Raw genomic sequence first — 13,553 nt, 5'->3', positions numbered from 1 at the left:
TTAGAAATTTTATAGGGGGCAGATTAGTTGTGGAACCAGACGTTTCGAAGTGATTCAATTCCTTCTTCGATCTGTTCCTCACTCAACGCGGTGAAGCAAAGCATATAGATGTGGTGAAAATTGGAGGGATGAGTTTTATCAAGGAACAGTTCAACAGAGTCTAGAGCGATTCCGCTATCAGAAGCGAGGGAGTGATAATCGATATCCTTGTCAGGTTCGTTTAGTTTGATCACAACATGATGTCCCGCATGATCTCCGAGAATCGTGACATGATCTCCCATATAACGCTGGATGCATTTTTTTGTCCACTCAAATTTCTTTTTGTAAATTTTCCTCATCCTGCGTAAGTGACGGATCCAGTAGCCTTCTTTCATGAATATCTCAACGGTCTTCTGCAACACCCTTGAGGTGGTTTGTTGATAGATGATCAGCTCTTTTTGATAGATTTCTAAAAGACCAGGCGGCAGAACCATATAGTTGAGTCGAATACTTGGCAAAAGCGATTTGAAGAATGTTCCCATATAGATGATTCTTCCATGATGATCAAGATGCTGTAGAGCTGGGATAGGGTCGCCACTATACCGAAACTCGCTGTTTAAATCGTCTTCGATGATGTAACGATTTCCCTCTACGGCCCATTCGATCAATTTTAGCCTTTGTTGGACGGGCATGATGTACCCTAACGGAATTTGATGGGAAGGGGTCACATATGCCATCACTGCTGAACTTTTATGTAGGTGATTAAGGTCGATCCCGTTCTTATCGACAGGAATGGAGTCAATTTTGTAGCCAAGGAGACGAAACACTTCCCTTGCAGCGTAATAGCCGGGATTTTCAAAAGCGATGGTTTGCCCATTCAAGCCGATCATCTGGCATAACAGGTTGAGAAGGTACTGCGAATGGGGGCCGATGATGATTTGTTCTTCAGAACATGTGACACCACGAGCTTGCTGCAAGTAATGCGCAATTTCCTTTCGTAAGCCGATTTCTCCCTGCGGATGCCCAAAGTGAAACAGTTCATCGACTTGATCTTTCATGCTTTGGTTCGTAATCTTCCTCCAAGTGGATAGGGGGAAATTCGTCGTATCGACTCGATTGCCTCTAAAGTCGTATGTAATGGATGAAGAATCGTTAATTTTATCACTACTGCGGATGGGACTTTCTTTATCGATTTCTCTCATCACATCTGTAGCGAGATCTTGAATAAAATAACCGCTTCTCGCCTTGCTATAAATGTACCCTTCTGAAAGCAGCCGCTCATAAGCTGTCTCCACAGTATTTCTACTGATCGCTAAGTTCGATGAAAGGAGTCGAACGGAAGGCATCTTACTATCTTTAGGCAACGTGCCTTTTAGGATTTGTTTTTTAACTTCATCGTATAGTTGTAAGTAGAGTGGGATGGACCGATCTCGGTCTAATTGGATCATGAACTCATTCATTTCATCACTCCTCATGATCAAGTCTTGTTACTAGTCTACTGTAAAGGATTGAAGATGACTAGCTTAGTAGTACTAACCTCTGAGGGGAACGAGAGAAGCTGTGAAAACAGGAGTAAGGAGGTCCTAGCTAATCAAAAAGCAATATGATTGCGAAGTTTTTGTCGTATATTGCAAAAATTTGAATCGATACGGGGTTTTTTAATTGTTTACAAACGTGACACCGAGGAGTAGACTATGTCTCATTAAGATATTAGTTTAAAAGTTTCTCATTCGAAATCGCTTAATCCAATCGGAGCGGACGACCCAATGATTGATGCAGTAAAGTTACTGCTAGGGGTGAATCCTGTTTAACAGGTAGGGCTACTTCTATGGCCCGAATCCGACAGCTAAGTCCGTAAGCGTTATGGGAGAGGACGGTGAAACTTGTGATCTAGCAATCGGCCACAGGTTTAGTTACCTGTGGTCTTTTTGTGTTCGATTTTTAAAAAAAATTGGAGTGTAATAAAATGACGATTCGGTCAAAACGGTTTAAACGGCTAGAACCTCCACAGGTGCTCATTCTTGTGTTTGGCTGTTTTATTTTAATTGGAGCAGCGTTATTGAAGCTTCCTTTCGCAACAACGGAAGAAATAGGCTGGATCGATGCTTTGTTTACCTCAACTTCTGCGATGACGGTGACGGGACTCGTTGTGGTAGACACCGGTCAGGCATTCACGCTGTTTGGAGAACTTGTTATCGCCTCCCTCATTCAACTCGGTGGACTTGGAATCATGACGTTTGCGGTCATCACGTTCATGATGTTAGGAAAAAAGATTGGGATGAAGCAGAGGCTTCTTGTGCAGCAAGCCACAAACCAGAATTCACCTGGAGGCGTCATTCGATTAGTAAAGACAATCTTCCTTTTTTCTTTAACGGTCGAGGCGATCGGCATGATCATTCTCGCATTCAGGTGGGTACCAGAATTAGGAGTGAAAGATGGCCTTTACGCGAGCTTCTTTCATTCGATCTCAGCTTTCAACAATGCGGGGTTCTCCATCTGGTCTGATAGCTTGATGGGCTATGTTGGAGATCCTGTCGTAAACATTGTTATCTCTGCCCTTTTTATTGTGGGAGGGATCGGATTTACGGTATTAGACGACCTTGTTCGAACAAAGCGGCTGCGTTCTCTCGCGCTTCACTCGAAGATCATGCTCATAGGGACGCTCGTTATCAATGTAGTTGCGATGTTTGGTTTTCTTTTTCTTGAATTCCATAACCCTAATACGCTCGGAGACTTAACGATGTCAGAAAAGCTGTGGAGCTCGTATTTTCAAGGCGTAACGACGAGAACGGCGGGGTTTAACTCGGTAGATATTGGTGCGATTGGAACAGGGACTGCCTTTCTTATGTTTGTTTTAATGTTTGTAGGAGCGGGGAGTACTTCTACTGGCGGAGGGATTAAACTAACGACAGCGGTTGTGATCATTCTTGCTGCATTCACGTTCCTTAAGAGAAAAAGCGATCCTGTGTTGTATGGTCGCACCATTCGGAAGGAAGTTGTTCTGAAATCCTTAACCATCTCGATCATGAGTATCCTCTTGGTTTATCTGTCCATCTTCATATTGGTTCAAACAGAAAACGCAGATGTAACTACGATCATTTTTGAAGCAGTCTCAGCGTTTGGCACGGTCGGTTTATCAATGGGCTTAACGGGTGATCTTTCGCAAGTCGGGAGGATCGTGATTATTTTTCTCATGTTTCTCGGAAAAATTGGACCCCTTACCCTTGCGTTCTCACTTGCTCAGCCTGATCGATCTCGCATTCGCTATCCGAATGAGGACTTGTTAACAGGATGAGTTTTAAAAAAATTGAAAGTAAAAAAGCATGGATGCGGAATCCATGCTTTTTTTATTCTTTTTCTAACCAGTTCTGAGACCAGTCTTCAATGTTTTTCATTAAGGGTTCAAGGGCATACCCTTTATCAGTTAGCGCATACTCGATTCTAACAGGGGTTTCTGGATAGACGTGGCGTTTAACGATGCCTTCTTCTTCAAGGTCTTTCAACCGTTCTGAAAGGAGTCTGCCGCTTATTCCGATCGATTCTTTAATCGTGCAGTTTCGCTGGGGACCGGACAGTAGTTGATAAATGATCAGTCCTGTCCATCGTTGACTAAGAATCGTAATGGCTTTTTCAAACCTCGGACATATCTCTGATTGATTCACTTTAAACTCCTCCTTTCCAATAATAGTATACCACACATAATAATTAATAATAAATTATTTACTTGACGTAATAAAGTTACTTGTTTATAGTTGGTTACATAAAGTAACTTAGTTAATAAAAATAATTAAAGGGGAGTTGCAGAGAATGGTTTCAGAAAAAATTGGCGTGCTCTTACTAAGGATCGTACTAGGCACAACATTTATGATTCATGGGTTCGCAAAGTTTCAAGGAGGAATTGAGAATACCGTTGGATTTTTCCAATCGGTCGGCTTACCGGGGTTTGCAGCGTATGTCGTAGCACTCATCGAATTAATAGGCGGAATTGCAATCATACTCGGACTCGGAACAAGAATTGTTGCAGGGTTATTCGCAATCATCATGATCGGAGCAATTTTTACAGTGAAGTTAAGTGCTGGATTTTTAGGCGGTGAAACGGCGGGCTATGAATTAGATCTTTTATTACTTGTCCTATCTTTTTATTTCGTTACGAGAAAACCGGTCGATCTTTCACTAGATCACATGCTGTTCTCGAATAAAGGAGTGCGATCAGATGTTTCATAAAGCACCGAGCACGTATGTTGGAGGAGTCACATTGAACGTCATGGACATTGACCGATCACTCCAATTTTATAAAGAAATGATCGGTTTTCAAGTTTTGAATCATCGTTCAGGGGCGGTAGAGCTTACGGCGGATGGTGTAACACCATTACTTACGTTGTACCAACCTGAAGAAGCACAGCCTAAGCAATTGCATACGACAGGTTTGTTTCACTTTGCGCTCTTATTGCCGAAACGAGCTGATTTAGGAAGGGTTCTCAATCATCTTGCAGAAAAGAGGGTCCCGATCGGTTCTTCAGATCATCTCGTTAGTGAAGCGATCTATTTAAATGATCCTGATGGAAATGGTATTGAGATTTACTACGATAAACCTTCTTCTACTTGGACGTGGCAAGGTGAACAGGTAAAGATGTCCGTAGATCCGCTCGATACGCAGGCGGTATTAGAAGAAGGAAGAGGGGAAGCGTGGAGTGAGCTCCCAAAGAACACTGTTATGGGGCATATCCACCTGCAAGTTAGTGAACTAAGAGAGGTTGAAACATTTTACACTGAAGGTCTAGGGTTCGTAGTCGTCAATCGCTTTGGAAATCAAGCGCTTTTTCTATCAACAGAAGGCTACCATCATCATATCGGTCTCAATACGTGGAATAGCCTTGGCGGCTCAAAGCCTTCAGAAAAAAGTGTTGGGTTGCAATCGTTCGAACTGATTTATCCAAGTAACGAAAAGCTTCAAGAAACCGTTTTTAACTTAAGAAAGGTCGGAGCAGAGGTTGTTGAAGAAGGTGCGATTGTAAGAACAGAAGATCCTTCTGGAAATCGGATTGATTTAAAAGTAGCGTTCGTCTGATAAAAAAAGTTTTCGAGTAAATAATAGTAGCAGTTCACATTGGGAAGGTAAGGTGCAAGAATGGGCTTTTTAGAAAAAATCTTTGGGAAATCACCTGAAAAGGAGCAAAATAAAATGGAAAACGTTAAAGTCGCAATTATTTATTACAGTTCTACAGGTACAAATTATAAAATGGCTAAGTGGGCAGAGGAGGGCTTGAAGGATACCGGTGCTGAAGTAAAGGTACTTAAAGTTCCGGAACTAGCTCCAAAGGAAGCGATCGAATCGAACGATGCGTGGAAAGCGCACTTGGAAGAAACGAAGGATGTGCCTGAAGTGACGCTTGATGATTTGGAGTGGGCAGATGCGTATATCTTTAGTATTCCTACTCGTTTTGGTAATTTGCCTGGTCAAGTGAAGCAGTTCCTCGATACAACGGGCGGACTGTGGTTTAATGGTAAGCTTGCGAATAAGGTTGTAAGTGCGATGTCTTCAGCGAGCAATGCGCACGGAGGTCAGGAGCAAACGATCCTATCGCTCTACACGACCATGTTCCACTGGGGAGCGATCGTAGCGAGTCCAGGATATACAGACGACTCGATCTTCGCTGCTGGAGGGAATCCTTATGGTACGAGCGTTACAGTTGGTCAAGACGGGAAGATGCAGGAAAACGTCGAACCCGCTGTGAAGCATCAAGCAAAACGTACAGCATCTGTAGCGGAGTGGGTTAAGAACGGAAATCGTTAATTACGGAATATTGTTAGGTCGATCGATAAGCGAATAGCGATGATCATAAATAAATGCGAGCCCACCACAATAGTGATGGGCTCGCATGGTTGTGGAGCTTTAGCTTTCTTTATAACCTGATAAAATCTTCCCAATCGTTCGTTCCATCACAAGAATGCCGTCTAAGCATTCTGTTAACGATGTCCATTCTTCAGGGGTATGACTTTTCCCGTTCTTACTCGGAACAAAAATCATACCTGTAGGAATTTTTTTGCCGACAAGCATGGCATCATGTCCAGCGCCGCTTGGCATTCTACGATACGTTAAGTTTAATTCGTTCGTTGATTCTTCAATCATATTCGTCATCTCATCGTTCATATGAACAGGTTCAACGCGAATGCTGTTTGACGTTTCAAGTAGAAGTCCTCGTGTTTTTGCGATAGAAGATGCACGCTCTTTAATCGCATCGATCAGGTTTTCCCTTGCGTCTCGGTCAATGTCTCGAATATCAACCGTTACCGTTGTTTTCCCTGAGATGACGTTCGTTCCATTTGGAGAGTTGGTGATCTTTCCAACTGTTGCAACGGCGGTATCGCTGTATTTGGCAGGAAGCTGTTCGATCGACGTGATGAGTTCACTTGCGCCGATCAGGGCATCTTGCCTCATGTTCATCGGCGTATTTCCTGCGTGATCTGCGCTTCCGATAAACGTAAACGTTTCTCTGGCAGGACCCGCGATTCCTTCTACAACACCGATCTGCTGCTTGTTTGTTTCTAACACGAGACCTTGTTCGATGTGGAGCTCGAGGTAGCCGATAAACTCGTCCATGTCTCGTTCAGCGCTTTTTAATCCATCAGGATTCAAACCGTCCGCTGTCATCGCTTCACTGAGCGTCGTACCTTCATCATCACGGTATGTGTGGAGCGCTTCTTCGTCGATTTCACCGATCATCGCACGGCTTCCTAACAAGCCATGGTTGAAGCGTGATCCTTCTTCGTCGGCGAAAACAGCGACTTCGATCGACCACTTTGGCATTCCGTTTCGTTCGATGAACGATTCAACTGCTGTTAAAGCGGATAGCACGCCCAACAGGCCATCGAACATGCCGCCGTTCGGAACGGTATCGATGTGAGAGCCTAGCATGAGGCTTTTATGTGTATGGATGCCTTTAATTTTTCCATAAACATTGCCGATCGCGTCCTCTTGAACGGACATTCCGATTTCCCTCATCCATTTCTTAACCCATTCGATCGCTTCTCTGTATTCAGAAGTATAGGGGAAGCGGCTATTGCCGCCGGCTTCCGTTGCTCCAATACTATTGACGGCATCGAAATAGGTGATGAAATGATTCATAGGTAAGTGGGTGTGACGAGGAAGAGGCTTATATTCCTCCTTCCATCGTCTGACTCGGTTATCCATCTGAAACACCCTCCTCATGACTAACTTCGATCAATTTGATGAACATCTTACTCGCTTGTAGCATCGCTTTTTCTTCTATATCGAAGTTCGGATGGTGGTGGGGGTAAGCTTCTTTATGACCTGCTCCAGTAAAGAAGAACGCACCTGGTTTATCCAACAAATAATAAGCGAAATCTTCTCCACCCATCATAGGATCCATCTCCAGTGAGTGTTCAGCTCCAAATAAGTCTTCAGCAGCGCGCTTTACATACGTCGTTTCTTTCTCATGGTTGAATAGGGCTGGATAGCCTTCTTCATAGTTCAAAGAACACGTAGCGCCGTATGCTTTTCCTGTATGTTCGACGATTTCAGCCATCCGCTTTTTCACGGAAACCTGAATGTCTCGTGAAAACGTACGAACCGTTCCTAAAATACTCGCGTGAGACGGGATGACGTTAAAGGGGCCACCTGACTCAAATGCGCCTAGTGAAAGCACCGCTGACTCTAGTGGATTAACGTTTCGACTAATAACCTGCTGTAGATTTTGAACAACGGCAGATCCACAGACGATCGGATCGATCGTTTCGTGAGGAAGAGCACCATGCCCGCCTTTTCCGTCGATTTCAATCGTGAATCGATCGGACGATGCCATCAATGGACCGCTTTTCGTGAACACAGATCCTACTGGGAACATCGACCATAAGTGAGTTCCGTACACTTCATCGACACCTTCGAGGCATCCTGCTTCTATCATAGGCTTTGCACCGCCGGGTGTTTGTTCTTCAGCGAACTGATGGATCAGAACGATCGTTCCATTAAGGTGTTCGCGATTATCGTGAAGAACTTTTGCTGTATGAAGCAGCGTGGAGGTGTGAGCGTCGTGTCCGCAGGCATGAGAAACACCATCCACTTTTGATTTATACGGTACGTCTTTAGCATCCTGAATGGGGAGAGCATCGAAATCTGCTCGAAGTGCGATTGTTTTACCGGGAAGACCTCCGTGAATCTTCGCGACGATTCCTCGTCCACCTACACCTTCTTCGATTTCTTCGATACCGATGTCTCGTAAAAAGCCTGCAATTTTCTTCGGTGTTTCGACTTCTTGAAACGAAAGCTCTGGATTTTCATGGAAGTGACGGCGCCATTCGACCATTTGTGGGTATTCTGTTTCTAGTTGTTCGATCATTTTTCCGTACATGAACAGCGTCCTTTCTTTAATCAAATAGACTTGGAATCCATAGCGTCAAACTTGGAATGTATGCGATCAGTAGGATTGCGATAATTCCAGTGATGAAGAATGGAAATATATCTTTAATTGTATTTTCAATTTTAACTCGAGCGATGTGGCACGAGATGAATAGGGTAGAGCCTACTGGTGGTGTGAATAGTCCCAATGCGAATGAACAAAGCATCACGATTGAGAAGTGGGTAGGGTCCATTCCGACACCAGTTGCGATCGGGAAAAATACCGGAATAAAGATAAACAAGTTTGGAACAAGTTCCATCACCATTCCAGCACCAAGCATGATGACGATCAACAGTAAGATCACGAGTCCATCAGAAAGGCCAAGACCTAAAATCCAGTTTGAAATCAAGTTTGGAATGCCTTCTGAGATCAGCGCATACGTGAAGATCATCGACGTACAGATCATGAGCATCACGACCGTTGTACCGTATACGGTTTCTTTTAATGATTCATAAACCCCTTTAAATGATAGCGAGCGATAGACGAATTTCCCGATAAGGAACGCGTAGATCGCCGCTAGGGCTGCTGCTTCTGTAACGGTTGCGATTCCGAATACGATGGCTCCGATCAAGAAGATAGGAAGGACGAGTGCCCAGAAAGCTTTGAAAAGACTTACGAAAAACTCCTTAAAAGAAGGCATCGATTCACGCGGATATCCACGTTTGACCGAAATGATGACTGTCGTGATGAGATACGTTAACCCGATTAAAATTCCTGGGATCACACCTGCTAGGAACATTTCTGCAACAGAAAGGTTTGCTAGCCATGCGATGATGATCATCGTGCTACTCGGTGGGATGATGATTCCAACTACAGAGCTCGATGCGTTGATCGCAGCTGAGAAGGAAGAAGAGTATCCTTTCTTTTTCATAGAAGGGATCAACACACTACCTGTTGAAGCGGCGTCTGCGACAGAAGAACCAGAAACGCCTGCCATACCCATACTCGTGATGACGGATACGCAGCCAAGACCACCTGGCAGTTGGCGAACCATCGAATCTGCGACTTTGATGATTCGTTGAGCGATATTACCATGGATCATTAAGTTTCCGGCGAAAATAAAGAATGGAATCGCAAGGAATGCGAATGATTGCGTGTTTGAAAAGAAACGCTGTGCTGCGAGTTCCATCGGAATACCGTCGACGATAAAGAAAAGAACGGCCGATATTCCCATGGAGAACGCAATTGGGACTCCGAGTAATAGCATAACGAAAAAGCTGATAATCATAATGGCAATCATTGGGTTTCTCCTCCTTCCATCCACGTACTTTTATTTCGAATAAGTAAACTGATTTGAAGAATTAAAAGGATTGCAACTAAAGCAAACGATACGGTTACAGAGACGTATAGCCACGACTTTGAGATCTGCAGCATCGGTAGAGGCTGCATGCGAATAGCATCTGCTAGTAAGTAACTTGCATAAACCATATAAACCGAGAACAGGAGCATGATGACTTTTGCGAATATCTGTAGCACCCACTGAACGCCTCGGCCGAATTTCTCTTGTAAAACGGTAATTTTCAAATGATCTTCATTCTTCGTAACGGCGATCGTTCCGAGGAAGATCATCCAAGGGAAGAAGATTTGCGTCAACTCAGTAGAAGATGAAATAGGATAGTCGAAAACATATCTTGATAGGACTTCTGCAAACACGACGAGCGTAAGCAAAACCATAAGGATACTTGCGATGATTTCAGTAACCTTCACAAACCTCGATGTGATTTTTTCTAGCATTTCGTTCACCAACTTTCTCCTATAATGAAAATTCAGCGAGCAGAAGACCTGCTCGCTGAATGATGTGTTATTGTTCAGAGCGGTATTCTTCTAGGAATGTTTGAACCTCGTTCATGATTTCAGGTGACATTCTTTCTTCCATTTTTCCGTAAACAGGCTCTACTGCTTTTTGGAATGGTTCTACGTCAGGTTCAGTGATTTCCACGAAAGAATCTTGCATTTTATCTAACATTTCTTTATCTTTGCTTGCTGTGAACTCATAAGATGCATCACGTGCTGCATTCGATGCTTTTTGTACGATTTCTTGAAGCTCGGGCTCAAGGCCGTCAAACGTGCCCTGGTTCATGATGAAGTATGAATAGTAGTAAGTGAAGTTCAGGATCGCAAGGTGATCTTGTACTTCATGGAACTTGGTTTCATAAATCGCATCGAGCGGGTTGAACTGACCATCGACTACTCCTTGGGATAGGGCAAGATAAACTTCAGTAAACGGCATCGTTGAAACAGAGCTTCCTAGTGTCTTGAATGTCTCGATCAACGTTACGTCGTTCGGTGAACGCATCTTTAAGCCTTCTAGATCTTCTGGAGTATTGATCGGGTGGTCGTTGTTCGTGATTTGAGCAAAGCCTAGTTCAACATCAGACAATACTTTCAATCCTTGCTCAGAACCGAGTTCTTTCAATTTATCGCCAGTTTCACTTTCAAGTACTGCATGTGCTTCATCGAAGTTTTTAACTAAGAAAGGAAGCGATAGCGTCGCGTATTCAGGAATCGTGTTCGCCATCATGTTGGCACCAGCGATCTGCATGTCTAGTGCACCGACTTGTACCGATTCGATCATTTCTTGCGCGCTGCCTAGCTCTTCGTTAGGGTAGATTTCAACTGTGACTGCGCCGTCTGTTTCTTCTTCTACAACTTCTTTAAACTTCTTAGCAGCGACATCGCGGACAGAGCCTTCAACCGTGTTAAAGCCGACTTTCCACGTTCTTTCTTCAAAACTTCCGTCTCCTGAATCAGAAGCAGAATCGCTGCCGCTTCCACATGCACCGAGGAAAACAGTTAGAGTTAATAGTAAAACAAGTAATCGTTTCATCTCACGCACTCCTTATTTTTATAATGTTTTTTGAATATTTAAAACCATTGTATCGGACATGCGCTTTCTTTTTATTGTGTGTTTTAACAAAAAAATAATAATTTTACTGAATTTTAAACAAATAGGTGTTAAGAACGGAAGAGCCACTCTTCTTTTGTTCCTAATAAATTCATAATGTTCCACGCCATACGGAGGTGGAAGATGACCTCGGCATCTCGGATATCGACGGATAGAATATCGCTGATTCGTCTTAGTCGATAGTTGAGCGTATTGCTATGAAGGTGTAACGCATCCGCAACTTCTTTTAAATGCTGATGATTGAATAAGTAATGTTCGAGTGTATCGAGTAGCTCGCGCTTATTCTGTTTTGTGTAATCCATCAACGGCTTCACTTGATCGATGACAAATTGGTAGAGCTCTTCTTCCGAACTGTTCATCATCATCTTCGCAACGCCGACTTCTCGATACGTCATCCGCTGATTGGGGCGTTTATGCCGGTTAAAAATCTCGATGCAGTACCACACATCTTTATAGGACGTCCTGATTTCTTCTAGGGAGGTTAATCTTCCTAACGCATAGGAAAACGTTCTTTTCTCGAAATGTCTACGGATATACAGGTCTAGCTGATCGATGAACGTATCCATCTGACTTCGTACAGACTCTTCAGTTGTATCAGGTGGAAATCCGATGATGCCTCGGAGGCCGTTGTTTCGTTTGAAGATGATGTTGCTGTTGTAGTAGTGTGCGATAAACTTCTCAACGATGTGGTGAAGACTCTTCGTTTCTTTGACGCTCCATTCGCTTTGCTGTTGATCGATATGAAGTCCGAAGAACAGGTAGTTTTCTCGATCACTTAAACCAAGAAGTTTTGCTTGATCGATCAATACACTGATGTCCACTTTTCCTTGAATATCCTCTAGAAACTCTCCCTGAATTCGCTGTTTCGTTTCGTAAACTGCTTCTTGTTTTAAAAGCTCGATTGAAATGATGTTCTGCGCTTCTTCGATAAGCATCTTTTCAAGATGGTCGAGAGGAAGCTCCTTGTTTGAGATTGCGAGGAAGCCTCTAGGTTCCCTTCTTGTGATAATCGGAATGACAACAACATCGTAGGTATCTAGCTGAACCGGCTTCAACAAGTCAGGCGTTAATGTATCTAGAAATGGTGGGATCGCAGCTTCGAACGGAACACCGTCTTTTTCATACGATGACACGAGCTGTCTGAACTCATCGTACATAAATACCGAGGCGTTTAACCGCTCGCTGAGAAAAGCGATGATCGGATCCATTCCCTGCTGGTCGATCGCGATCTTCATCAATTCATTATGATTGTGCTGCGTCTGTTCGAGCGTCTGGTTTTTTAGCTGGATGTCATGATTCAGCTTCATCAATTTATCCGCTTGGTTTTCTAGTTCAGTGAAGAGGTACCCTCGATGAACAGCGAACGCTGCCTGGTTACAAATCGCTTTTAGGAGATCGAGGTCTTCATCTGTGAAATGCCCTGTCTGGCGGAACGAATTGATGCTCACGACACCGATACAGTCGTTTTGAATCATAAGAGGACAACACATCGCGCTTTGTGCTTTCATTCGTTCGCCGCCTTCGATCGGCGTCGACTCCTCGAAGTGCTTCCAGTTTTCCTTCGACATCGACTCCATCCCTTGGTACACCTCATCAGTGTGATGGAAGATCTGCGGGCGCTTCGATTGAAACGTGAACCCTGTTAACGATTCGCCCGGCTTAAAACGGATATGCTGCAGATGCTTCCATTTAAAACCGCGCGTCACCCGTGGAATCAGGGTATCTTCCTTGGCATCATATATGTATAGACTGCATGAATCGGATAGTGGAAGAACTTCCATCGCCATGTCCATGATTCTTCTCAGGATTTCATCGAGCCGTTGATAGAGCGCGAGCGTTCTTGAAAGATTTAGGAGGAGATCCTTGCCTTTTTGTTCAACTCCTACGGTCGTGGACATGAGCTGACTTTGCTTTTTGACGAATTCGGTGAGGTCTGAGGATTCTTGTTCTGCTTTGATCACGATCGTATAGCGGCCATTCTCTATCTTGGTAGTCGCACCGCCATGTGTGTCGAATTGTTTCGTGAACACGTTCGTTTGTTTGTAAAAAATAGTGATTTCGGATATTGGTAATGCAATTGCTTTCGCATATTGGATAATTGAGTCGGCGAGTAAAGGATAGACCATTCTTCTACGATTCCTCCGTTACAAGTTTTTATCTCTATCTTATCATGTCGAATTATCTCGAAACTTAACAGGAAGACAACTTTCTATAGAAGGAAAAGAGGAATTTAGATAGAGAAAGGCTAGAGG

Annotated in this window: 12 protein-coding genes and 1 riboswitch; of the genes, 4 read left to right on the top strand and 8 right to left on the bottom strand. The window is 43.7% G+C overall.

The window, feature by feature from the left end; genetic code table 11:
• Positions 1-23 precede the first annotated feature (23 nt).
• A complete protein-coding gene (gene pdxR, locus ACXADT_RS18205; RefSeq protein WP_474832245.1) occupies positions 24-1,439 on the bottom strand; it encodes a MocR-like pyridoxine biosynthesis transcription factor PdxR in 1,416 nt (471 codons plus the stop codon).
• A 267-nt stretch (positions 1,440-1,706) separates the two neighbouring features.
• Positions 1,707-1,856: riboswitch (cyclic di-AMP (ydaO/yuaA leader) on the top strand.
• Between the two features lie 89 nt (positions 1,857-1,945).
• Here pdxR and ACXADT_RS18200 point away from each other — a divergent pair.
• Positions 1,946-3,274 (top strand): TrkH family potassium uptake protein, encoded by a 1,329-nt coding sequence (locus ACXADT_RS18200; RefSeq protein WP_474832244.1) that lies wholly within the window; start codon positions 1,946-1,948, stop codon positions 3,272-3,274.
• Positions 3,275-3,326: 52 nt separating this feature from the next.
• Here ACXADT_RS18200 and ACXADT_RS18195 read toward each other — a convergent pair whose 3' ends face one another.
• Positions 3,327-3,641 carry a winged helix-turn-helix transcriptional regulator gene (locus ACXADT_RS18195; protein ID WP_270181273.1) on the bottom strand — a complete coding sequence of 105 codons (315 nt, stop codon included), beginning with the start codon at positions 3,639-3,641 and terminating at the stop codon, positions 3,327-3,329.
• A gap of 145 nt (positions 3,642-3,786) precedes the next feature.
• On the opposite strand from ACXADT_RS18195, the gene ACXADT_RS18190 reads away from it, so the two are divergent.
• From ACXADT_RS18190 to wrbA, 3 genes are read left to right on the top strand one after another with little or no spacing between them, the layout of a single operon-like run.
• Positions 3,787-4,203, top strand: coding sequence for a DoxX family protein (locus ACXADT_RS18190; RefSeq protein ID WP_474832243.1), 417 nt, complete (start codon positions 3,787-3,789; stop codon positions 4,201-4,203).
• The gene (locus ACXADT_RS18185; protein WP_474832242.1) at positions 4,193-5,047 is read left to right on the top strand and encodes a VOC family protein; all 855 of its coding nucleotides are present in this window, start codon (positions 4,193-4,195) and stop codon (positions 5,045-5,047) included. The genes ACXADT_RS18190 and ACXADT_RS18185 overlap by 11 nt, the downstream gene beginning before the upstream one ends.
• Positions 5,048-5,107: 60 nt before the next feature.
• Positions 5,108-5,773, top strand: coding sequence for an NAD(P)H:quinone oxidoreductase (gene wrbA / locus ACXADT_RS18180; protein WP_474812880.1), 666 nt, complete (start codon positions 5,108-5,110; stop codon positions 5,771-5,773).
• 99 nt (positions 5,774-5,872) lie between these two features.
• On the opposite strand, the gene ACXADT_RS18175 is transcribed toward wrbA, so the two are convergent.
• From ACXADT_RS18175 to ACXADT_RS18150, 6 genes are all read right to left on the bottom strand, one after another.
• Positions 5,873-7,171, bottom strand: coding sequence for an allantoate amidohydrolase (locus ACXADT_RS18175; protein ID WP_474832241.1), 1,299 nt, complete (start codon positions 7,169-7,171; stop codon positions 5,873-5,875).
• A complete protein-coding gene (locus ACXADT_RS18170; RefSeq protein WP_474832240.1) occupies positions 7,164-8,348 on the bottom strand; it encodes an amidohydrolase in 1,185 nt (394 codons plus the stop codon). Before ACXADT_RS18170 ends, ACXADT_RS18175 begins: the two co-directional genes overlap by 8 nt.
• Positions 8,349-8,364: 16 nt before the next feature.
• Positions 8,365-9,636, bottom strand: a complete 1,272-nt coding sequence (locus tag ACXADT_RS18165) for a TRAP transporter large permease (protein ID WP_474832239.1) — start codon at positions 9,634-9,636, stop codon at positions 8,365-8,367.
• Complete coding sequence (locus ACXADT_RS18160; RefSeq protein ID WP_474834585.1) at positions 9,633-10,130, bottom strand: TRAP transporter small permease; 498 nt, start codon at positions 10,128-10,130, stop codon at positions 9,633-9,635. The genes ACXADT_RS18165 and ACXADT_RS18160 overlap by 4 nt, the downstream gene beginning before the upstream one ends.
• A gap of 67 nt (positions 10,131-10,197) precedes the next feature.
• Entirely contained in the window at positions 10,198-11,223 is a 1,026-nt protein-coding gene (locus ACXADT_RS18155) for a TRAP transporter substrate-binding protein (RefSeq protein WP_474832238.1), read from the bottom strand.
• Between the two features lie 128 nt (positions 11,224-11,351).
• Positions 11,352-13,427, bottom strand: coding sequence for a helix-turn-helix domain-containing protein (locus ACXADT_RS18150; RefSeq protein WP_474832237.1), 2,076 nt, complete (start codon positions 13,425-13,427; stop codon positions 11,352-11,354).
• Positions 13,428-13,553: the final 126 nt, after the last annotated feature.

The organism is Anaerobacillus sp. ABR4_321 (assembly GCF_056158505.1).
This window is presented reverse-complemented; position numbering and strand designations above follow the sequence as displayed.